Here is a 20,256-nt window from a genome sequence, read left to right as displayed (position 1 = left end):
GGTCGGTGGGGGAGGGGGTGTCGGGTACGGCCGCCACCCCCGCCCAGCGCAGCGCCCGGTAGAAACTCCGCACCGCGGCCAGCCGGGCGGCCAGGCTGGCCGGGCGCAGGGGACGGCGCCGCTCCGGGGCTACCAGCCGGCTGCCCTCGGTCTCGAGGGTGTGCAGCCAGATGTCCACCTCGTCCGAACCCACCGTCCATAGCGGCATCCGGGGCCCGGCGGCCTCGGGCGGCCAGGCCCAGGCCAGAAACTCGCGGATCCCGGTCTCGTAGGTGGCCAGCGTGTGGGGGCTGAGCCGGGCGCGCCGGCGTCCTTTAAGGGCCAGATAGGTACGGTGGAGCTCGAGCAGGCTTTCTTCGTCGCGGGTTTGCAAAGCCTGGAGGGCGGCGATCCGGCGCTTCCTGGGATCCTGCCAGTTGGCCAAGGAGACCAGCATGTAGGCAGTCTATCAAATTTCGCATAATTTTACTTATGCGAAATATTATCCGAACTCGTGCTGGAGCAGGCTCCGCCGGTAGGTCAAGCTCGAGAGGTGCAAGCTATATTGCGGGCGCTAAACCTCCCAGGGGTTCAGCAGCCGAAGAGGTAGGCCCCGGAGGTGAGCGGTGTTGCGGCTTACCAGGGTCAGTCCGTGGCGCACTGCTAGGGCCTCACCAGAGAGTATGCCCCAGATTTGCATGACTTCGGCGTCCAGGGGCAGAATTTGCCCAGCGAATCACAGTTTTATGTCTTCGATCCACCTTTCCAAAACAACTTGCTGTATAGCCTGTCGTACTTCTGGACGAGTCCGGCGGTCAGCTTATGCAGCCAGTCCTGGCGCTGATTCCTTGCCCTGGCGTGCATCTTGTTCAGATGCTTCCTGGCCTTTTGAAAGGGATGGGTTTGATAGCTCCCCCACACCCCCTCGCTTTTACAAGTGACAACAAAATAGCAGATGCTGTTAACCCCGCCGGGTGATCATATCCTGCAACCGAACCGGCTCATTCATAGCATTCTGCAGCGCAGAGGCAAAGGAGCCGCGCCGGATCGGGAACTCGGCCTGGTAGCACTGGCAGAAGCGCTCCACCTCGGGGGCCAGCTCGGGCTCGTAGAGGGGCACGCGCCAGTCGTAGTCCAGGGGCATCCGGCCGTCCTCATGGGCGGCCAGCAGGGCATCGCCGTAGTTCAGATGGCGCAGGGCCAGGTAGACCGGTTCGCGCTGGTGCAGCACGAAATCGAAGACCGAGGCAGCGAGCCGGCCCACCAGCCGGGCCTCGGCCAGGGCCACGGGCTGGTGCTCCTCACAGCGCTGCAGGTGGCGCTGCAGCAGGGGGTGGTCGTCCCAGCCGGGGCCGGTGGGCACCGGGTCGGCCATGTCCAGCGTCCAGTATTCGCCGGTGATTGGATTCTGGAAGGTGTATCCTTGCTTGACCATACCTACCTCACCATGGAACGGCGTTTGAGCCGGTAGATCCAGAGCCCGCGGTGGAGCTCGGGGATGGATTTCTCGGGCAGCAGCAGCTGCTCTTTACCCACCCGGTGGCCCGGGCCCAGGTGGGCGATGAGCCGGGCGGGGTCGAGGCCGCGGGGGGTCTCGACCAGGAAAGCCCCTTCTGGGCCTTCGACCTCGTAGAGGCAGCGCTCCAGCAGGAAGAAGGGGTCCACCGGCAGCCCCAGGCTTTCCTGCAGCCGCCAGCAGGTCATCTCGAACTCGAGCAGGCTCAGGTTGCTGGAAAGCTGCACCAGCTCCCCGCCCACGAACTTAAAGAGGGCCATGAAAAGCCGGTTCTCGGCGTCCACGGTGGGGACGGTGTCGTCGAAGACCGTGAAGCAGCCCGGGGCCGGGGCGTTGATGGGCGGGGCGGCGGCGCGGATGAGCCGCTCGCCCTCCAGCCGCCAGCCCAGGGCTTCCACCAGCCCCCCGAGCTTGTTCCAGGGGATGTCCTCGGGCCGGTGGTGCAGACGGACGGCCCGGATGTGATAGGAGAGTTTGTGGCGTGCCTTCATACTTTGACATCCTCCCCGGCCTGAAGGCCGTGGATTTCTACCGCGCTTCATGAGCGCCTCGCCGGGTTCCTGCTTCCGACCGCCGCTGCGATTCGATCCACAGGCCATCCGGGCTGACGGGAACGATCACCTGTCGGGACTGGCTTCGCCAGTACACCCGAGGGACGATCCCCATCCCGGTAGAAGCGTCCACCGTGTCCCACCCTTCGTCTCGCAATCGCTCCATCTCGCGAAGCCGTTCCGCCAGCGATTCGCTGTACACGAAACGACGGCTTCCCGTAAATAAACGCAATATCCGCTCCTGAGTGGGGGTAGGCTGCAACACGAAGCGATAAGCTTGCAGGCGGATCACGGCTTGGTTTTGGATTATAACATAACCCAAGTTGCCACCTACAAAATACTGGCCAGCCACCCAGGCTCTTATCATATACAGCATGAAACCGAACAAACCCATACCCAGCCCCATTCCTTACCTGCTGCAAGTACCTGACCTGCGGGCCCACAACACCACCTACGACTGGCGGATGTTGTTCATGCTGGTGCTGATGGCCTTGGGCAGCGGGCGCACCAACATCCTGGCGATCGCACAGTGGTGATGGGGTTTGGTCGAAGAAAAACCCGCACGGCCCTGCCGGCCCAGGCCACCATCTACCGCTTCTTGTGGGCCCTGGAGCGGCAAGTGGTCGCCCTGGAAAAGGCCCTGCAGTTATGGGCCAGGGATGTGCTGAGAGCTCTGGGGCAACACGAGGAAGGGGGACTGCTGGAGGTCAGCCTGGATGGCAAACACCTCAAGGGCAGCGCGCGGAGGGGTGTAGGGGATAAAGCCATCGTACTGGTCTCGGCTTATCTGAGCCGGTTGGGGCTGAGCTTGTTGCAGAGCAAAGCTACCGGGGATGAAGCAGTGGCGGGGCGTTGGTTGATTATGGAGGTGGGGGCTGATCTGGCGGAGGCTGGGATTCCCTGGGTGTGGACGGGTGATGCGGCCCATACCGCCCAGGCGATCCTGCAAAAGGGGGGCACTACTTCCTCGCGCTCAAGGACAACCAGGCGGAGCTGAAGGATTGGGCAGCGCACCTGCTGCAGTACCCGCCGGACAATGTGTACTGCTACCACCAGGTACGCAGCGGGGCGCTATGGGTCTGGCGGGTTCGTACCACCGCGCAGATTCCACCTGACCCGGCGCTAGGCTTTCCTGGCCTGCAACAGATCGTCGAGATCCACCGCCACAAGACCCACAAACGTACCGGTGAAGTCTGCGAGGAAACCGACCTGGCCATTATCAGCCTCAGCCCTGGGGTGCACGGGCGCAAGCCCCGTCCCGACAGGGGATCGTCCCTGCGCAGGCGGATGCCGCCACCCTAGCTTCCCTCAGCCGCAGTCACTGGGCCATCGAGAACAGGCTGCATCACAAAAGGGATACCGTCCTGGGTGAGGACGGCTGTCGTACCCGCAAAGCAGCCCAGTCCCTGGCCGCCCTGCGCAACCTGCTACTGGGTTTCCTGCACCAGCTCACCGCCCCCGTGCTTCGCAGTGTGCGTAGCTTCTCCACCAATCCCATGCCCCTCTTTCGCTGGCTCAGTGGGTGTATACGATAAAGGCCTACCAGCCGCCTGAAGTTGTGGGCAAAGATGAAGCCCCACATCTTGGGCACAGAGCTCTGGGCCTCCCTGCGGCAGCCGATACAACCCCTCCACGTCCGCGGTGGCGCCAGGGGTGAGGAGAACTTCGCTGATCCACTGGTTGTCCGTGCAGATCAGGTGAAGCTTCAGACCGTGGAAGTAGCTGCGTTTGCTGGGAATGTAGCCTCGGTATATGCGGGCTGGGGCCAGGCGGCAACGGGGCGCGCGGATGTTTTCACAGACCGGCAGGGGTAAGGTATCCAGGATGTAGTATTCCACTGAGGACAGTTGCTCCCATAAGGCCTTGCTCAAGGGCAGCAGCAAGGGTATCCAGTCAGACAGGCTGTGCAGCCGTCGGCTGAAGCGGCTGGGGGAGGGGATGTAGCTGAAAAGACCCTGCTCTTTGGCATAGATCAGGGCGTGCTTATGTTTTCCAGCGAAAGCCAGGGCGGCCAGAATCCAGAGGGTGAGGACGACGCTGGCGGGGGTCTTGCTCTGGGGGTCGTCCTTGTGTCCGAGGGTCTTGAGCAGATCGTCTATAATGCAGAAGGCCACTAGAACAGTCCAGTTCATAGTGGCCTTTAATTTTCTGCGTAGTCAGGATAGGTGGCAACTTGAGTTATTTTATGCACCGGCCCTGCACCACGCCCCCCTTTTCTCCAGAGCCGTGCTAAAATCGGAAAGGGTGATGAAAAACCGGGCCAGCCGACGGTGGCGGAGGCTGCTGGGGCTGATTCTGGCAGCAGGCCTGGTCTTGGCCGCACCGTCATCTAACCTTGCCGACCTCGACCAGGACGGCTACCCCGACGTTGCCGAGTTTCACAGCATCACCCAGCGCGAGGCGTTTTTGGAGTGGTTTGCGGCCATTGCCGAGGCCCAGTTCACCGCCCCTTCACCCGCCTGGCCCCCCCAGGAGCAGGACTGCGCCGGCCTGCTGCGTTTTGCTTTTTTTGAAGCCCTAAAGCCCAAAACGGCGGCCTGGTTTCAGAAATTTCCCTACCTGCCCAGGGTAGCAGCCCCGCCGCTGAGCGCCTATCCCCTGCCCCTGATTGGCCGTTCGGTTTTCCGCGTTGAACCGGGGGCCTACCGCCCGGACGATGTGCAGGCGGGCCGTCTGGTAGGGCGCACCAGCGCCATGTATCTGATGCGGTACTCGAGCGTCTTCCTGGGCCGCACCCCCGAGAAAGCCCGGCGCGGCGACCTCTTGTTTTTCGTGCGCCCTCTGGCCCGGGGCTCGGCCTATCACAGCATGGTGTACCTGGGAAATAACCTGGTGGTCTACCACACTGGCTACGCCCCTTCCGAAGGGGGCGAGGTGCGCATGGTAAGCCTGGAAACCCTGAACAAGCACCCCCAGAAATACTGGCACCCCCGGCCCGACAACCCCCACTTTTTGGGCTTTTACCGCTGGAAAATTGTGAGTTATTAGGAGGCTGCAGAGATGAAGCGTTTTGGGCGAGCAGGGTTCGGCATATTCGGGCTGTTATTGTTGAGTCTGATACCAGGGTCGGCCCAGCGCCCGGAACCCCAGTTGTACGGCGGCGGAACCTACAGCCCCACCCAGCCGGTGCGGCTAGAGTACTACCTGCCGGGGGGCGGCCGCAGCCAGATCCGTATCCTGCGGATTGGCAACCCCGAGAAAGTGGTGGAACTGGGCGGCCCGCGCGACTTTCAGCGTACCGGCGAGCTGAACCTGTCGCCGGTGCGCACCGTGCCGGTCTTTCGCCCCCAGAACAGGCCCTACGGCGAGGTGAGCCTGGGGCGGCTACCCGAGGGCCTGTACCTGGCCCAGATTGGCGCCCCCCGCCCCACCTCGGCCACGCTGGTTCTGGTGACCAACCTGGGGCTGGTGGTCAAGTCGGAGCCGCAACGAATCCTGGCCTACACCGCCAGCCTGGATAGCGGACGGCCGCGCACCGCCCAGATTTTTGTCTCCAAGGACAAGCGCATCGTGCAGCAGGGGCGGGCCGAGGGCGGGCTGGCCCTGCTCCAGAGCAACCTACCGGATAACGAAAATCTGTTTGTGGCGGCCCGCGCGGGCAGCTCCTGGGCCTTTAGCAGCGCCTACTGGCAGCGCTGGAACCTGGAAAAGAACCGGCTTTATCTGGTCACCGACCGCCCGGTCTACCGCCCCGGCCACACGGTGTTTTTCAAGGGCACCGCCCGTACGGCCAGCGGCCTGCGCCCCATCGCCAATCAGCCGGTGGAGGTGGTGGTGCGCGACTTCGACGACAACGAGGTGTTCTCGGGACGCTTCAGCACCGACGCCTACGGTAGCTTTTCCGGGCAGTTTCGCCTGGGGCTGGACGTGCGGCTGGGCGGGTATACGGTGGTGGCCCGTCTACAGGGCGAGGAGCACACCGGCGAGTTCGAGGTGCAGGAGTTCGTCAAGCCCGAGTACCGCGTGGAGGTGGCCCCCGAGAAACCCGTAGCGGTGCAGGGGGGGAAGGCCCGCTTTGTGGTGAAAGGCGAGTACCTGTTTGGCGGGCCGGTGGCAGGCGGCAAGGTCAGCTACGCCCTCATCCAGCGGCCCTACTACCGCTTTGCCTACGTCTCGAGCTTCGGTTTCTACGAGAATTACGAGTACGAGGACACCTACCAGGGCCGGATCATCGAGCGGGGCGAAGGGCGGCTCAACGCCCAAGGGGAGCTGGTGGTGGAGGTGCCCTTGAAGCCCCTGGGGGAAGACTACCGGCTGACCCTCGAGGCCGGCGTGACCGACGAGGCCGGGCGGGAGATTAGCGGAACCGGGTTTCTCACCGCCTACCGGGCCGGCGTGGTGCTCAACGTCCGCACCGACCGCTACGCCTACCAGACCCAGGACACCCTGAGCGTCAGCGTGCAGGCCGAAGACCTCGAGGGCAACCCGGTCGCGCTGCCCTTCACCCTGAGCGCCAAACGCGCCTACTGGGTGCGGGGCCGGGGCGAACAGCAGGAACGCACCGCCCGCCTCCAGGGGCGCACCGACGCCAGGGGCCAGGCCACGCTCCAGCTCAGGCTGCCCAGGCAGGGCTCGTATGCCCTGGTGGTGGAGGCCCGCGACGGCGCCGGGCGGGCCACCCAGGCCCAGGAGGAGGTCTGGATCTCGGACGGTTCGTACTGGTTCTGGGACTATAAAAGCCTGAAGATTACCCCCGACAAGCCCCAGTACGGGGTGGGCGAGACCGCCCGCTTCGTGGTGCAGTCGCCGGTGGCCGACGGCTGGGCCCTGGTGAACCTGGAAGGCCCGGGCCTCCGCAAGCCTGAAATTGTGCGCTTTCGGGGCTCCACCTTCACCTACGAGCTGAAGCTCACCCCGGAGCTGGCCCCCAACGGCTACCTCGCGGTTACGGTGCTGGGGGGTGGCGAGTACTACAGCGAGGTGGCGGGCTTTTTGCTGCCACCGGCGGAGAAATTCTTGAACGTGGCGGTGGCCTCCGACAAAACCACCTACAAGCCGGGCGAGACCACCATCTACCGGCTCAAAGTGACCGATGCCAGCGGGCGTCCGGTGAAAAGCCAGGTCACGCTGGGCCTGGTGGACGAGGCCATCTACCTGGTGCGGCCCGAGAAAGCCCCAGACATCCGGGCCTTCTTCTGGGGCCTGAGGTCCAACGTGGTGGGCACCCAGACCGCCGGGGGCTTCTACTTTGGCAACGTGGCCCCGGCTCCTGCTGTGGCGGGCCGGGCCCCCCTGGACAGGGCCGTCTTTGGACAGGCCAAGGAATCGCTGGCGGCCCCCAGAGTGCGGGAGGACTTCCGCGATACCATCCTCTGGCTGCCCGCGCTGGAGACCGACGAACAGGGCGAGGCCACGGTAGAGGCCCGCTTCCCCGACAACCTGACCCAGTGGCGCCTGACCGCCCGGGCCATCTCGCTGGCGGATACCGTCGGGCAGGCCACCCAGACCGTAACCACCACCCTGCCGGTGATCGCCCGGCTGAGCACCCCGCGCTTCTTGGTTCGGGGGGACGAGGCCACCTTGCGGGTGATCGGGCAGAACAACCTGGGCCAGAGCCAGACCGGCCAGCTACGGCTCGAGGCCACCGGGCTCAGCCTGCTCACCCCCCCGACCACACCGGCCCAGCTACCCGCCGGGGGCCGGGCCGCCGCCGGCTACCTGGTGCAGGCCCCGCAAAGCGGCACCGCCACCCTGGAAGCCTCGGCCCTCACCCCGGCCGCCTCCGATGCCCTGCGCACCCGGCTGCCCATCCTCCCCAAGGGCCTCAAGCAGGAGCTGGGCTGGGCCGGGCAGTCGGGGGATCGCTGGGCGTTTAGCCTGCCCCCCACCACCGACCCCGGCCAGACGCAGGGCCGGCTCTACCTCACCCCCTCGCTGGCCGCCGCCGTGACCCCGGCACTGGCCTACCTGGCCGGCTACCCCTACGGCTGTTCCGAGCAGACCATGAGCCGCTTTTTGCCCAGTGTGCTGGCCCGGCAAGCTGGTAACTTTGCCCAGTTACCCGAGGAACTCACTCAAAATCTCGACGACTTTGTGGCGGCGGGCCTCAAGCGGCTCTACGACTTCCAGCACGACGACGGCGGCTGGGGCTTCTGGCAAAACGATGCCTCTTCGGTCTATATCTCCTCGTACGTGCTGACCGGGTTGTTGCAAGCGCAGGAGGCCGGTTACCGGGTGCGGCCGGAGGTGCTCGAGCGGGGCGTCGCCTACCTGCTCAAAACCCTGAACCGCCCCGACGCCCACACCTACGCCGCCGACGCCGTGGCCTACGCCGCCTATGCCTTCGCCCTGGCCGGGCCCGCGTATATGCCCAGGAAACGTTCCTCCATCGGGACGACCTTCGCCCGTACACCTGGCACCCGGCAACCGTACCTGACCCGCACCGCCCATCAACAAACCCCGCCGCTGGACTTTAGCTACCTGCAAGACTACCTGAAAAGGCCCGACCTCACCCCCTACGGCCATGCGCTCATCGTGCTGGCCTACCACCACAACGGCAACCGAGCCCTGGCCGAGCAGGCCCTCGAGGGTCTCCTGGCCAGACTGACCGAACGCGAACGCAGTGCCTACTGGGAGGTGCGGGCCCCGCGCGGGGCCTGGAACGACGACCGCATCGAGGCCACCGCTCGAGGCCTGGAAGCCCTGGCCAGGTTGCGCCCCAACCACCCCGCCGTCCCCAAGGTTGTGAACTGGCTGATGCAGGAGCGCCGGGGGGCCCGCTGGGTCTCCACCAAGGACACCGCCGCAGTGGTGATCGCTGCGCTGGCCCTCGCGAAGGCGACCGGCGAACAGCCCAGCGAACAGGAGGTGCAGGTTCGGGTCAACGGACAGGCGCAAACCCTGAAGGTTCCGGCTCGAGGGGCCGAGCTCGCCCTGGAAGGCCTGAAGGTGGGCGAGAACGAAGTACAGGTCATCAGCAACAACCGCCTGTATACCAGCGGCAGCGTGAGCTATTTCGAGGAGAAGGAGTATCTGCGTCCGGAGTCCCGCGGCCTGCGGGTGGCCCGTACCTACCAGAGGCTCACCCCCCGCTACGACGCCAGCGCCGAACGTTTTGTCTACGAGCCAAGCCCCCTGACCGGCCCGGTCAAGGCCGGGGAGCTGGTGCTGGTAACCCTCACCGTGCGCCCCGAGCAGGGCGCGCTAAGGTATGTGGTGGTGGAGGAACCCACCCCGGCGGGCCTGGTGGTGGTGGAAAACGACGACTCCTTCCGCATTGCCGGGGTGCGCTCGCGTTTCGGCGACGACTACTACGGCTGGAACTACTGGTTCGACGGGCGGGAGATCCGCGACCGGCAGGTGGAGTTCTTCTTCAGCTATCTGAGCGGCCCCATCACCTTCACCTACGTGCTGCGGGCCGAGACCCCGGGCCGCTTCACCGCGCTGCCCACCCGGGTCTGGATGATGTACGAGCCGGAGGTGCGCGGGGTGGGGACGGTGCAGACGCTACAGGTGAGGGAGTGAGGTGCGCCGGTGCGCTGGGTGCTGCTTGCTGTTGCGGTCTTTTCCCCCCTTGCCCTGGCCCAGACCTGGCAGACCGCCAAAGCGCCCGGCTTCGTGGTGCAAACGGCCTCGCCGGAGGACGCCCGGCACCTGCCCGAGGTCTTCCGGGTGCTGCAAAAAGCGCGGCGGGACCTGATCGCCGCCGGCTACCCGCCGCCCCCCGCGGTGCGGGTGGTGGTGCACCCCCACCTGAAGTCCTACACCGCCGCAACCCGGCTGCCCTGGTTCATCCTGGCCGCAGCCAACCGGAACAGAAACCAGATTGACAGCCAGCGCTTGCGGCTTCTACTGGAACGGGGCGCGCTGGAGCGCACCCTGCGCCACGAGCTGTTTCACCTGGCCCAGCCCGCGGGCTGGCCGCGCTGGAAGGCCGAGGGGATGGCCCTGCGCTTTGCCGGCGACCGGCCCCGGGCCAAGCCGCTGGAGAACATCGGCGAGGCCGAGCTGGAGCGCTTACTGGCCAGCCCGCCCGATCCAGCAACCCTGAGCCGGGCGATGGCCACCGCATTTTGGTGGGTGGGGCGCTGGCAGGCCGGCCAGAATCTGCGCCAGCGGCCTTGATGGGCGGCTGGGCCGGCTCGAGCATCTGGTCACCCCGACATCCAGGCCATCAGGCGCCCGGAGCAGTTTGAGGCCAGCGACATCCCCCCAACCTCACCTCGAGCCCCGTCGACGCCCCCTCCACCAACGGCAGGGACGGGTCGGAGGGGCCCTGACTAAAGGAGGGCGAAGCGGGCCTCGAGGGCCGTAAGGTCCGCCTCCAGGAAGCGGAGGCGAACCTCTGTGTCCAGGGGAAGGGGGGAAGGCAAGGCCACCTGGGCGGTGAGGCCAAGCTCGGGGAGGAGGAAGACCCCCTGCCCGCCCCTCCGCTCCACCAGGACCCCGGGGCCCTCGTAGCCCCTCTCCTGGAGGTAGAGGAGGGTACAGTGGAGCTTGCTCTTCCGTTCCGCCTCCCGCACCCAATCGGCCACCGCCTCCGCCGCCCCCACCCGCTCCAGTACCTCCGCCTGGGTGAGGGGCCTTTCGCTTTTAAGCCAGGCCCGAAGCTGCTGGTGGGCCACCAGGTCCAGGTAGCGCCTCAAGGGGCTCGTCACCTGGGCATAGAGGGGAAGGCCCAGGCCCTTATGGGGGGCAGGCACCGCCTTGAGCTGAGCCCTTTTCATGGCCTTTCTCTGCTCCCAAAGGGCGCTCAGGCTTTCCCCTTCCACCCGCCGGGTGGGAGCCTCCTGGGTAGCGAAGGGGAAGGGAAGCCCTTCCCTAAGGGCCAGGTGAGCCGCGGCGTAGCCCGCCAGGAGCATGGCCTCCCGCACCCAGACCCGGCTCTCGTAAGGGGGGAGGGGCAGAATCCGGATGGCCTCCCCCTCCACCCGCACCTTCACCTCGGGCAGGGCGAGGTTACGAAAGTCGCGGGCATTGTTCGGCTCGAGCCAACCGTACGGGTGGTGGAAGACGCTGACCACCAGTCCGTCACGCTGGTCAGGAGGCGTCAGCCGCGTGACCGGCATGAAGAGTTCTCCCGGCTTTTCGCTCAAGGTGGACAGCCACGCGGTGTTATAGGCGTTCACGTAAAGCCTGCCGCCTGCGACCGGGATCTCTACGGTTTGGAACAGGCGCTCCAAGCCTTGAGGGCATGCGCCCTTAGCGAAAGTTGAACGAAACTCGAAGAAAGCGCTCTGCACATTGGTCGCGATGTCCACGACCGAGGCATCGGCGTCCCCACAATTGAGGCTTGCATCCCGAAGCAAACCGCGGGCCTTAGAGTCGAAAGCGAAGTCGCAGTCGTGGTTGCCTGGAATTAGGATGACCTCGACGGGGTTGTCGGTCTCTGACTCAAGACGTTGCCGGAGGCCTGCCAAAAAATCCGACGCCAGCCGGTACTCCTCCGGCTTGCCGCTGAAGGCTACGTCGCCGGTCACCAGCAGCACGCACTGCCGTGCCCGCCCGGGCTCAATCCCCCGGATGGCATCCACGATCCGGGCAGCCCGATCTAGAACGGGGTTCGGTTTTGAGTGATGGAGATGGATGTCGCTCAGCTGGATGATGAACGCGAGTGGGGATTCAAGGTGTTGAGGTAACACGAACCATTCTACGGTAGGCGGTTGTCACCACGGGTTCGACACCCCTTGAGGCAGGCTTTTATCACAATCCTTGAATCAACCTCAACAGAGCTTGAGGGCTGGCTGAGAACCTCCTGACCGAGCACAACACCGGCTGCTTCTTGAGATGCAAGAGGCTCTGGATTACGCTCCGTAGGCACATCAGCCCTACCGCCCTCTTCCGGCTCCGCGAAGCATTCTCCCCGAACACCACATCCCGCTTGTGGTGCAAGCGGTTCTCGACCTCCCTTGGGGGTCAGTACCCCTTTTAGAGAGAAGGGGTTCTGCCGGGATCAGGAGTGTACGCCCGCACCACCCGGCGCAAGCCGTTGAACACGTCCCTCAGGGCGTATCCCCTCTGCGGCGCGTCCTCGCGCATCAGGGTCAGGTAGGGGGCCACGAACCCCCACTCCCCGTCGCTCACGTCGCTCGGGTACCGCTTCCGGCTCATCCCCCCGGCTTAGCCCTAAAGTCCATAACACCCTCTAGAACTTCACCATGAAGGCAGTAAGGTACATGACCGCGACCCCGGCCACGAAGCCGCCGAGGTTGACCCAGTTGAGGGTGGGAAGCTCGAGCCGGGCGCTGTCTTTGGCCACCAGCCTGCCCACCTCCCACACCACCTGCAGGATGGCTCCGACCCCGACGGCCAGGAAGAGCGTGGCCAGCACCGGGTTGAAGGCGAAGCCCCCGATCCAGGTGCCCAGGATGGCCGGCCCCCCCGCCAGCAGGGCCAGCAGCGCGAAGTGCTTGAGGCCGGGGTTCTGCCGCACTATGGGAGCCACGATCCCCACCCCTTCGGTGATGTTGTGCAGGGTGAAGCCCAGCACCAGGAAGGTGCCCAGTGCCGCTTCCCCGGCAGAGAAGGCCGCGCCAATCGCCAGGCCCTCACCCAGGTTGTGCAGGCCGATGCCCAGCGCGATCTGGTAGGCCAGGCTCAGGGGGCTGCGCTCGCCGGAAGCGCCCGGTCGGTGGCTTCCGGTGGCCACGAGCACGCCCAGGGCGATCAGGGCCACCAGGATCACCGCCGGAATCCCCTGCCAGAAGGCGGGCAGCTCGGCGGCGAACTCCTGCGCGTCGAGCCAGGTGCCCACCGCCAGGTAGACCAAGAGCCCCACCGTGAGGGAGAGGACGAAGCTCATGGCCCGCCTGCCCAGGCGGCGCATCCAGGGGTACCACAGCATCCCCAGCACCACCGGCACGACGCCCACGTACAGGCCCACCAGGCCAAAGCGCCAGAACAGGCCGGCGTCGAGGCTTGGAGTCTGCACCGCCGCCGGAATCTCCCCCTCGAAAGTGGTGCCCAGGCGGGTGATCAGGGTGACGGCGTGGGCCTCCTCCGCGACCCAGGGGTAGGGGATGGTGAAGGTGGCCCGCCCCAGCCGGGGAATGGTCGTGGAGGGTTCGGCGCTGAATTCCCAGTAGGCCTCGTCCACCAGCACTTGGGGGATGGTGACCGCTTGCGGGCCGTCGTTGACGACCTCCACCTTGATCACGCCGGGCTCGGGCAGGGTGATGCGCTGGATGGTGACCTTCTCGAGCGGAGGCCCGGCCAGTTCCCGCAACCCGCCGCCCGTCGTCACCAGGTAGGCCAGCACCAGGCCCAGCAGCAACAGCGGCACCAGCGCTAGCGCCCAGCCAAAGCCTCCCTTGTTCGCAGGTGTGGTGTTGCGCTCGACGCTCACGCCTGCTCACCCCCTTTCCAGGGCACGGTGCTGCCCTGGAGGCTCTTCTGGTCCCAGGCCGCATCGAGCCCCACGCTCTGCAGGGCCTGGGCGAAGTCTTCGGGCCTGACCACGTTGAAGTGCCCCATCCAGCCCAGTTCGGTGAACTCCGAGACATGGGGGTGGAACATGTACATCCCGGGGAACTTGTAGCGGAACTCGACGATCCCCCGCTGTCCCTGCACCTGGGAGATGGTGTCCACCCGGCGCAGGGTGGGCTCGAGCGTGGTGCCGTGGTCGTAGTAGTCGAACATGTTGGCGTGCAGGTGGAAGGTGTTGATGAGGTCGAACTCGAGCACGTTGATCAGGTAAATCCGCACCAGCTCGCCCAGCTTCAGCGGGATGGCCCGCCGGGCGTACTCGAAGGCCACGCTATTGACCGCGTAGACCTCGTTGCCGCCGTCGAAGTTGGTATCGAAGGCGTTCATCACCATCACGAACTCGCGCGCGGGCGGGCGACCTCCCTTGGGATCGACGACGAAGGCCCCGTACATGCCCTTGTGGATGTGGCGCTTGAGCGAGAGGGAGTGACAGTGATAGAGGTGGCAGCCGAAGGGCTCGGCGGTGAACTCGTAGGTGAAGCTCTGGCCCGGCTGGACCAGGCCGCCGTTGCCGGGCAGCGGCGTGCCGTCCATCTCGGCGGGGTGGATGCCGTGGAAGTGGATGGTGTGGGGGTGGCTCGAGCTGTTGGTGAAGCGCACCCGGATGCGATCGCCCTCGGTGCAGCGGATGGTAGGGCCCGGCACGCGCCCGTTGTAGGTCCAGGCCGGGAAAAACACCCCAGGGGCGATCTCGATCTCCTTCTCCTGGGCCACGAACTCGTACTCGCGCAGGGTCTGGCCGCTGGGCAGCGTGCTCACTTTGCCGTAGTCCCAGTCCACCAAAAGCCGCAGAGGGTCGAAGCCGTTGGCCTGGTGATCGACCGCCCCCACGGTCAGGTTGTTGCCGTGGCCCATCTGCTTGGGGTCGGCGGCGCCCATGTAGTGACCGCTGTGACCACCGGCTTCGCCCTGGGGGGCCGGTTTCGACCCCTGGCCAAGACCCAAGGCCGCCGCGCCGGCCACGCTGGCAACCCCGCCCAGGCTGCGAAGCACCTGGCGGCGGGAGAACAGTTTGGGAAGAAAGCTCCTCATATGTACCTCTCGTTGCTTATTGCCGATAGCTCATATCGGCTATTAGCTATGAGCTATCGGCGAGTCGTCCACCTTCCTCAGCTATCCATAGCGCCTGAGCCAGGCTGATGGGCAGCAGAAAGCGTTCTTTACCGATCTGGACCCGGACTCCCTGCTCGAGGCGCTCGAGCACTTCCACCCTGGCCCCAGGCCGCAGGTGCAGGTGCGCGAAGAGGTTCAGGCTGTCCTGGTCCTGCGTGGCCACGCGGGTCACCACCCCCCATTCACCGCCCCCGAGGGCAGTCAGTCGCCTGGAGGGCTGGGAATCGGGCAGCTCGAGGTGGACGGTGGGGATGGGATCGCCGTGAGGGTCGTGCGAGGGATGGCCCAGCCACTCGGCAATGCGGGCCTCGAAGGCCTCGGAAATGTGGTGCTCGAGCCGCTCGGCCTCGGCGTGCACCTCCTCCCAGCCGTAGCCCAGGGCCTGGTGCAGGTAGGTTTCCAGCAGCCGGTGGTGGCGCAGCACCTCCAGCGCTACCTTGTACCCCGCCTCCGTGAGCCGCACGCCCTTGCCCAGCAGCAGGACCTGCTGGAGGGAGTCCTGCCGGGCCTCGGAGAGGTCATATTTAGGCGGGGCTAAACTATTCACGCCAATAGTTTAGCCCCGCCTTAAGATGAGTGTCAAGGTTGGAAAAGTATTCAGACGGCCGGGTCAGGTGGTTCTGGGGCTGTGCCCTTCCTTCCCCGCGTTCAGCCCTTCAGCACCCAGCGCAGGTCCTGCAACACCCGGTCGGTCTGCCGGGCCTTGCCGTAGCCGTAGATCAGCCGCAGTCGGCCCCGGGGGTCGACCAGGAAGACGCTGGCGGTGTGGTCGACGCTGTACTCCCGGGCCGACTTGATCTGCGACTTCTGGTAGAAAACCCCGTAGCCCTTGGCCACCTCGGCCACTTGGTTGGGGGTCCCGGTGAGCCCGAGGAAGCGGGGGTCGAAGAAGGTCACGTATTTCTCCAGCACCGCCGGGGTGTCGCGTTCGGGGTCGGCGGTGATCATCAGCACCTGCACCCGCCCCTGCTCGGCAGGGGTGAGGGCCTGGTACACCTTGCTCAGCTCGGCCAGGGTGGTGGGGCAGACGTCGGGGCAGTTGACGAAGCCGAAGAAGATCAGCACCGCCTTGCCGCGGAAGCTCTTTAGGGTGTACGCCTTGCCGTCGGAGCCGGTCAGGCGGAAGTCGGCAGCGGGCCGGGGATCGAGCAGCGGGGTGCCGTAAGGCTTGTAGGCCCCCATGCGGGGCAGGGCGAAGATTAGCAGGGCCGCCAAGCCCACCGCCCCGGTCAGCAGGCCGACGGCCTGAAGTGGCCGCCTCAGGGGTTGGGCTCGGGTTCGGCCATGGTCTGGGCCTTGGATAGGGTCGGACATGTTCACCTCGCCTGCACGGTCGGTTCCAGAGTCTGGCTCAGGCCCCCCGCGAAGCGCAGGGTGAGCGGGATCTTCTGGCCCTCCTTGAGGGGGGCTTTGAGCCCCACCAGCATCAGGTGATCGCCGCCGGGTTTGAGCACCAGGCGGCCCTTGGGGGGGATCTCGAGGTGCTCCACCGGGCGCATCCCTTTGACCTCCTGCCCGCCCCGGACCTCGCTCACCCCCCGCATCGGCATCACCATCGCGGCCGCCGGGGTGCTCCCCCCGACAAGCCGCAGAGGCTTTGTGCCCAGGTTCTCCAGGGTCATGTAGGCCGCGGTGTCCTTGAGGGTCGGGGGCACCAACCGGACGTAGGGGTCCTGCACTCGGACCACGGGGGCCTGGGCCAGGGTGAGCCCCAGCGCCAGCAGCGCAGCGTGTATGAGGGTTCGTGGCATCGACATTCGTGCTCTCCTTTGATCTCGTAGTCCTCGGTCTGTGACGCTCTCCTCCGGGTGTCCCGGTTTCCCAGAGCGTGTTATGAACTTTTAGAAAAGTCTCGTGCTGAACCCGGCTTCTGGCCTCTTCCGACCTAGCCCGAGGCACGTTGTAACCCCGTCTTGGACAGCGGCTACACCAAAGTGCCTAACACGCTCTAGGGCCGGTAGGTGAAGGACGAAGAAGCCCTCGCTAGGGTGGGTGTCCACTGACAGGACGCGCCATATCACCATGTAGGCCCCGGGCTTGAGGCCGGGCTTCAGGCCGATGACCGCCGCCCGAGTGGTGCGCGGGGGGGTTTTGGGGCCGAGGTCGGCCCGCGGGGTCTCGTCCCCTTTCAGCCTGAGCACCCGGCCGACCAAGGCCTTGGTCCGGGTGCGTAGCCGGGCTGGGTCGTGCAGGGGGTAGACCTTGAGGGTGGAGAACCTGAGCTCGACCGGCTCGTTAAAGGTGAGCCGAACTTCGGTGGGCCTGACCTTTAGGCGCTCGTTCGCCTCGAGGGTTGAGATCACCCCGTCGGCGTGAGCTCGGGCCAGCGGTGCGAGGACGGTCGCTAGGGCCATTAAAGCTAGCAGAGCTGGCCGGAATTTGCTTGTCAAACAGACCTCCCACGAGCGTTCGGGTAGGGTTTTTGCGCGGGGTCAGGGTTGGATCTTCGCCCGGAGTCGGGCGAGCGGCAAGGGCTGAGGGCCCCGGGCCTCGGCGGGCGGGGCCCTCGCTGCTGCCGCCCGCGTTGGGGCTGGTAGGACCGGGCAGTAGCCCCGCGGGGGGACCTCCAGACGTGCCGCCCGCGGCGCCGCCGGTTCGGGCCGAGCGGGAGCTCCCAGCAGCGGAAAGGCGCACAGCCAGCAGCGCTCGCCGTCGCCGTGCGTTTCGTCGTCGGGGCCGCCGGAGGGCTGGCCGCCGCACAGCTGCGCGGGGAGTCGGTTGTGTTGAGTGAGCTGCTCGAGGGTCAGGGCGGCGGAGGTTCCGCCCGCCGCCCTGACCCCGGGCACGGCCTCGAGCGCGAGGTGCAGACACGTCAAAGCCAGCATCCAGACCCACAGGGCCCGGCGGGGGGCGGTGGTCTGCGGCGCGGTCATGGCCTGTTCACTCTTCCGTTCACCCTATGGGGATCTCCCCGGGACGATCGTCCTGCCCCTTGACTCAAGGTAGCAGAAAGATGAACAATGGTTCAAGTATGACGGCTCCCGGTCCCCGACCCGCGCCCCAGTGGGCGCTGGCGCTGCTGGCCCTGCCCTTCTTCCTCCAGCTGCTGGGCTTCGGCGGGGCACTGGGCGGGGGGTTGTGCGGCGCGCTGTTCCGCGGGCGGGATCTGCCGCTGGACCAGCAGCCCGCCGGTTTCTGGTACGCGCTGCTGTTCATGGGGCTGCTCTCCTTCCAGCTCCTGTACGCGGTGTTCACCGGCCTGCTGCTGCTGCTGGACGCCGCCGACCGCCCCGGTGCCGGGGCCCCGCCCGCGCGCAGCTACCGGGGCGGGGCTTGGCTGGCGCTGCTGCTGGTGATCGCCTTCCTGTTGACCCGCACGGTGGGCCTGCCGGTGCCCAGCGCCCAGGGGGTGATATGGGGGGAGGCGGCCGGGGCCAACCCGCTCGGCCTGGTGATGGTGGGGATGACCCTAGCAGGGGGGTTGTGGCTGTGGCGGATCGGCCGATGGCGCGGAGAGGGCTGAGGCCCGGCCCCGCTCGAGGCACTCTTCAGCGGCCGCAGGGCGGGACGGATAAACCGCGGGGTCTCGGGCCGGGGCGGGGGCTGCTGGTCCTGGCCCTGACGGCGCTCCTTGTGCTGTTGCCGCGAGCCGGAGCCGGGCATCCGAGCCCCGGGTATGGGCACCTCCCCGCGCTGCAGGCCGGGCCACAGCTCCCGTCGGATCCAGGTTGTGCCTGGGGTCACCAGCAGTGCCCGGCCGGGCACTGCTGGGCCGCCGAGGCAGGTGGGGCGGGGCTATTCGCGCCCTGCTTCCCTCGGCCCTTTGCTGGACCGGCACTGCGGCGCCAGCAGCTCGCCCTCGCGGTGCCCCGACCGCCGCCGCGGGCCTGACCCGGCGCGCCTGTGGCAGGCTGAAACCTTCCCGACCCGGGGCCTGGGGGTGAACCCCCGGCCTTTCCCTACGAACAAGGGGCTGCCTGCGCCCTCAACCCCGCCGCGTCCAGAAATCCCGCTGCCGGGCCGCGCTCGAGCGACCGGCAGCGCCCTGGCCATCAAGGAGGCCCTCACCATGTCCAAGAACCCCAGCAACCGGTTCGCCCCCAAGGCGGCTACACGCAAACGGCCAAGAGGAAACCGCACGCCCAGCCCGAGAGCTCCGAGACAGGACCCGCCCAAGACCTCCCCGCCCCGGCGGGTCGCCGGGCGCTGGGTGGTGGCCGCCCTCGCCGCCATCGGCCTGGCCTACGGGGGCTGGCTGGGGTGGCACGCGCGGCAGGCAGAGGCCGGCTTCGAGGCCCTGGTGGCGCAGGGAGCGGCGGCGCTGGGACGGGTGGAGATCGGCGCCGACGCCGGACGGGCCCACTCGAGCCTCGGCCAGGACCTGCGCTACGTCAGCAGCCCGCCGACCTCGGGGACCCACTGGCCCGACTGGGTGGACGCGGGCTTCTACACCGCCCCCCAGCCGGAGGAGAAGCTGGTGCACTCCCTCGAGCACGGCAATGTGGTGGTCTACTATGACCGGCCGGGCGAGGGCGCGCTGCAGGCCCTCCAGGGCTGGGCGGCCCGCTTCCGCGGGGCCTGGGACGGGCTGGTGGTGACCCCCGTAGCGGGCCTGGGGCCGGGTGTGATCCTCACGGCCTGGAACAAGACCCTGCGGCTGGAGCGCTGGGACCCCTCAGCCGCCGCCGCTTTCGTGGACACCTACCGGGGCCGGGGGCCGGAGAACCCGGTGCGATGAGCCGCGTGCGCCCCTACTTGGGCCTGGGGCTGCTGGCGGGGTTGGGGCTGAGCCTGCCGCCGGTGCTCCCGCTCGAGGCGGCCGAGGTGGTGGGGCCGGTGGTCGAGGCGCGGGCGACGCGGGAGAGTCTCCCGGTCCTTGTCGCGGTCACTGGTGCCTTCGGGGCCCTTGCCGTAGAAGATGAAGACAAAGTTGTTAGCGCCTCCCAGGCCTCGATGATGTTCAGGCTCCCTGGATCTCCGGGTGCAGGGACTCAAGCTGGAGGTAGTCGCACAAGAACGCGCTCTTCCGCACTGCCCAGGTTTGGTCTGGGCGCGGTAGGTGGGGTGGAGCCCTGCCCGCACCCCTCCCTCGAGGGTGTGTAGGAGAGCTGCGAGGGCGATCAGGGCGCTGGGGGTGTGAGCCCGGGGCACGCCGTTCGCGTTGTGCTACCTTATTGATATGGCCGTCTCAACACCCACCGTCCCTGATCCGGCAGTCTGCGAGGTCAAGGTCGTCCACGCCGAGGCCGTGGCCCGGGCCCGTCAGGGGATGCCCGCCCCAGGGGCCATCGCCGGAGCCTCCGAGCTGCTTAAGGCCGTCGCCGACCCCACCCGCATGCGCATCCTCTCGGCGCTGTGGTCGGTCGAGGAGTTGTGCGTGTGCGACATCGCGGCGGTGGTAGGCATGAGCGAGTCGGCAGTGTCGCATCAGTTGCGTTTCCTGCGCTCCATCAACCTAGTAACCTTCCGCAAGGAGGGGCGGCAAGCCTTCTACCGCCTCGCAGACGCCCACGTTACCTCGATCCTACGTTGCGCCCTCGAGCACGCCGCCGAGTAGGGCGTAGCACCGACCTGGCCAAGGACACCGGAGGGCCGCCACTCGGCGGCCCTCGTGTTCTCCTTCCGCGTCTATTGTTGAACAGTTGCTCATATGTTATCCTCGGGGCAGTGGTTGAATGATCGTTCATGTGTTGAATGGTTATTCCCGACAGGAGGCCCGATGAACCCCAACCC

The 20,256-nt window shown here is 66.7% G+C and carries 20 protein-coding genes and 4 pseudogenes; 9 read left to right on the top strand and 15 right to left on the bottom strand.

What is annotated here, in order from left to right; translation table 11 throughout:
• The 5 genes from Mlute_RS09210 to Mlute_RS09185 form a co-directional block, all read right to left on the bottom strand.
• The coding region (locus Mlute_RS09210; RefSeq protein WP_182482519.1) for a site-specific integrase at positions 1–436 on the bottom strand (436 nt) is incomplete at its 3' end.
• Between the two features lie 117 nt (positions 437–553).
• A complete protein-coding gene (locus Mlute_RS16460; RefSeq protein ID WP_281270857.1) occupies positions 554–679 on the bottom strand; it encodes a PIN domain-containing protein in 126 nt (41 codons plus the stop codon).
• 261 nt (positions 680–940) lie between these two features.
• Positions 941–1,414: a hypothetical protein gene (locus tag Mlute_RS15615; RefSeq protein WP_182482518.1), complete on the bottom strand. Its 474-nt coding sequence runs from the start codon at positions 1,412–1,414 to the stop codon at positions 941–943.
• A gap of 2 nt (positions 1,415–1,416) precedes the next feature.
• Entirely contained in the window at positions 1,417–1,986 is a 570-nt protein-coding gene (locus tag Mlute_RS09190) for a hypothetical protein (protein WP_119360386.1), read from the bottom strand.
• Between the two features lie 37 nt (positions 1,987–2,023).
• Positions 2,024–2,338, bottom strand: a complete 315-nt coding sequence (locus tag Mlute_RS09185) for a helix-turn-helix domain-containing protein (protein ID WP_119360387.1) — start codon at positions 2,336–2,338, stop codon at positions 2,024–2,026.
• A gap of 82 nt (positions 2,339–2,420) precedes the next feature.
• Between Mlute_RS09185 and Mlute_RS15465 the strand changes: the two genes are divergently transcribed.
• Genes Mlute_RS15465 through Mlute_RS15460 form a run of 3 tightly spaced genes read left to right on the top strand, consistent with a single transcriptional unit; the run spans position 2,421 to position 3,348 of the window.
• Entirely contained in the window at positions 2,421–2,582 is a 162-nt protein-coding gene (locus tag Mlute_RS15465) for a transposase family protein (protein ID WP_147371055.1), read from the top strand.
• A complete protein-coding gene (locus Mlute_RS09180; protein ID WP_119360385.1) occupies positions 2,582–3,043 on the top strand; it encodes a hypothetical protein in 462 nt (153 codons plus the stop codon). The genes Mlute_RS15465 and Mlute_RS09180 overlap by 1 nt, the downstream gene beginning before the upstream one ends.
• Positions 3,044–3,084: 41 nt before the next feature.
• On the top strand, positions 3,085–3,348 hold the full coding sequence (locus Mlute_RS15460; RefSeq protein ID WP_147371054.1) for a hypothetical protein: 264 nt from the start codon (positions 3,085–3,087) through the stop codon (positions 3,346–3,348).
• Positions 3,349–3,641: 293 nt separating this feature from the next.
• Here the strand turns inward: Mlute_RS15460 and Mlute_RS09175 are convergent.
• Positions 3,642–4,178: pseudogene (locus Mlute_RS09175) on the bottom strand (transposase); the annotation flags it as partial.
• 115 nt (positions 4,179–4,293) lie between these two features.
• Between Mlute_RS09175 and Mlute_RS09170 the strand changes: the two are divergent.
• From Mlute_RS09170 to Mlute_RS09160, 3 genes are read left to right on the top strand one after another with little or no spacing between them, the layout of a single operon-like run.
• Positions 4,294–5,034: a DUF1175 family protein gene (locus tag Mlute_RS09170; RefSeq protein ID WP_220452068.1), complete on the top strand. Its 741-nt coding sequence runs from the start codon at positions 4,294–4,296 to the stop codon at positions 5,032–5,034.
• A 12-nt stretch (positions 5,035–5,046) separates the two neighbouring features.
• Positions 5,047–9,510: an alpha-2-macroglobulin family protein gene (locus Mlute_RS09165; RefSeq protein ID WP_119360383.1), complete on the top strand. Its 4,464-nt coding sequence runs from the start codon at positions 5,047–5,049 to the stop codon at positions 9,508–9,510.
• Between the two features lie 9 nt (positions 9,511–9,519).
• Positions 9,520–10,110: a hypothetical protein gene (locus Mlute_RS09160; protein ID WP_119360382.1), complete on the top strand. Its 591-nt coding sequence runs from the start codon at positions 9,520–9,522 to the stop codon at positions 10,108–10,110.
• A 155-nt stretch (positions 10,111–10,265) separates the two neighbouring features.
• Here Mlute_RS09160 and Mlute_RS16090 read toward each other — a convergent pair.
• The 9 genes and pseudogenes from Mlute_RS16090 to Mlute_RS09115 form a co-directional block, all read right to left on the bottom strand.
• Positions 10,266–10,943 (bottom strand): annotated as a pseudogene (locus Mlute_RS16090) (RNB domain-containing ribonuclease); the annotation flags it as partial.
• A 354-nt stretch (positions 10,944–11,297) separates the two neighbouring features.
• Positions 11,298–11,627: pseudogene (locus Mlute_RS16085) on the bottom strand (metallophosphoesterase family protein); the annotation flags it as partial.
• Between the two features lie 313 nt (positions 11,628–11,940).
• Positions 11,941–12,096 (bottom strand): annotated as a pseudogene (locus tag Mlute_RS09145) (transposase); the annotation flags it as partial.
• 34 nt (positions 12,097–12,130) lie between these two features.
• Positions 12,131–13,330 carry a ZIP family metal transporter gene (locus Mlute_RS09140; RefSeq protein WP_119360379.1) on the bottom strand — a complete coding sequence of 400 codons (1,200 nt, stop codon included), beginning with the start codon at positions 13,328–13,330 and terminating at the stop codon, positions 12,131–12,133.
• Positions 13,327–14,502, bottom strand: coding sequence for a multicopper oxidase domain-containing protein (locus Mlute_RS09135; RefSeq protein ID WP_119360378.1), 1,176 nt, complete (start codon positions 14,500–14,502; stop codon positions 13,327–13,329). The genes Mlute_RS09140 and Mlute_RS09135 overlap by 4 nt, the downstream gene beginning before the upstream one ends.
• 46 nt (positions 14,503–14,548) lie before the next feature.
• Positions 14,549–15,130 carry a metal-dependent transcriptional regulator gene (locus tag Mlute_RS09130; protein ID WP_119360377.1) on the bottom strand — a complete coding sequence of 194 codons (582 nt, stop codon included), beginning with the start codon at positions 15,128–15,130 and terminating at the stop codon, positions 14,549–14,551.
• Between the two features lie 101 nt (positions 15,131–15,231).
• Positions 15,232–15,897 (bottom strand): SCO family protein, encoded by a 666-nt coding sequence (locus tag Mlute_RS09125; protein WP_051304428.1) that lies wholly within the window; start codon positions 15,895–15,897, stop codon positions 15,232–15,234.
• A 2-nt stretch (positions 15,898–15,899) separates the two neighbouring features.
• On the bottom strand, positions 15,900–16,334 hold the full coding sequence (locus tag Mlute_RS09120) for a copper chaperone PCu(A)C (protein WP_027894367.1): 435 nt from the start codon (positions 16,332–16,334) through the stop codon (positions 15,900–15,902).
• A gap of 90 nt (positions 16,335–16,424) precedes the next feature.
• Complete coding sequence (locus Mlute_RS09115; RefSeq protein WP_051304427.1) at positions 16,425–16,937, bottom strand: copper resistance CopC family protein; 513 nt, start codon at positions 16,935–16,937, stop codon at positions 16,425–16,427.
• Positions 16,938–17,554: 617 nt separating this feature from the next.
• Between Mlute_RS09115 and Mlute_RS09105 the strand changes: the two genes are divergently transcribed.
• The 3 genes from Mlute_RS09105 (at position 17,555) to Mlute_RS09090 (ending at position 20,080) form a co-directional block, all read left to right on the top strand.
• Positions 17,555–18,046, top strand: coding sequence for a hypothetical protein (locus Mlute_RS09105; protein ID WP_051304426.1), 492 nt, complete (start codon positions 17,555–17,557; stop codon positions 18,044–18,046).
• A gap of 417 nt (positions 18,047–18,463) precedes the next feature.
• Positions 18,464–19,261, top strand: a complete 798-nt coding sequence (locus Mlute_RS09100) for a DUF3105 domain-containing protein (RefSeq protein WP_147371053.1) — start codon at positions 18,464–18,466, stop codon at positions 19,259–19,261.
• Between the two features lie 441 nt (positions 19,262–19,702).
• Positions 19,703–20,080, top strand: a complete 378-nt coding sequence (locus Mlute_RS09090) for an ArsR/SmtB family transcription factor (RefSeq protein ID WP_036219988.1) — start codon at positions 19,703–19,705, stop codon at positions 20,078–20,080.
• Positions 20,081–20,256: the final 176 nt, after the last annotated feature.

Source organism: Meiothermus luteus (assembly GCF_003574085.1).
Classification (GTDB): Bacteria; Deinococcota; Deinococci; order Deinococcales; family Thermaceae; genus Meiothermus; species Meiothermus luteus.
Note: the sequence above shows the minus strand (reverse complement) of the source record. Positions and strands in the feature narration are given on the sequence as shown.

Bases quoted from the DNA above. Each gene is read 5' to 3' on its own strand.
- Mlute_RS16460 (WP_281270857.1), bottom strand. From the start codon at position 679: ATGCAAATCTGGGGCATACTCTCTGGTGAGGCCCTAGCAGTGCGCCAC.
- Mlute_RS15615 (WP_182482518.1), bottom strand. From the start codon at position 1,414: ATGGTCAAGCAAGGATACACCTTCCAGAATCCAATCACCGGCGAATAC.
- Mlute_RS09190 (WP_119360386.1), bottom strand. From the start codon at position 1,986: ATGAAGGCACGCCACAAACTCTCCTATCACATCCGGGCCGTCCGTCTG.
- Mlute_RS15465 (WP_147371055.1), top strand. From the start codon at position 2,421: ATGAAACCGAACAAACCCATACCCAGCCCCATTCCTTACCTGCTGCAA.
- Mlute_RS09180 (WP_119360385.1), top strand. From the start codon at position 2,582: ATGGGGTTTGGTCGAAGAAAAACCCGCACGGCCCTGCCGGCCCAGGCC.
- Mlute_RS09170 (WP_220452068.1), top strand. From the start codon at position 4,294: ATGAAAAACCGGGCCAGCCGACGGTGGCGGAGGCTGCTGGGGCTGATT.
- Mlute_RS09165 (WP_119360383.1), top strand. From the start codon at position 5,047: ATGAAGCGTTTTGGGCGAGCAGGGTTCGGCATATTCGGGCTGTTATTG.
- Mlute_RS09135 (WP_119360378.1), bottom strand. From the start codon at position 14,502: ATGAGGAGCTTTCTTCCCAAACTGTTCTCCCGCCGCCAGGTGCTTCGC.
- Mlute_RS09125 (WP_051304428.1), bottom strand. From the start codon at position 15,897: ATGTCCGACCCTATCCAAGGCCCAGACCATGGCCGAACCCGAGCCCAA.
- Mlute_RS09120 (WP_027894367.1), bottom strand. From the start codon at position 16,334: ATGCCACGAACCCTCATACACGCTGCGCTGCTGGCGCTGGGGCTCACC.
- Mlute_RS09115 (WP_051304427.1), bottom strand. From the start codon at position 16,937: ATGGCCCTAGCGACCGTCCTCGCACCGCTGGCCCGAGCTCACGCCGAC.
- Mlute_RS09105 (WP_051304426.1), top strand. From the start codon at position 17,555: ATGACGGCTCCCGGTCCCCGACCCGCGCCCCAGTGGGCGCTGGCGCTG.
- Mlute_RS09090 (WP_036219988.1), top strand. From the start codon at position 19,703: ATGGCCGTCTCAACACCCACCGTCCCTGATCCGGCAGTCTGCGAGGTC.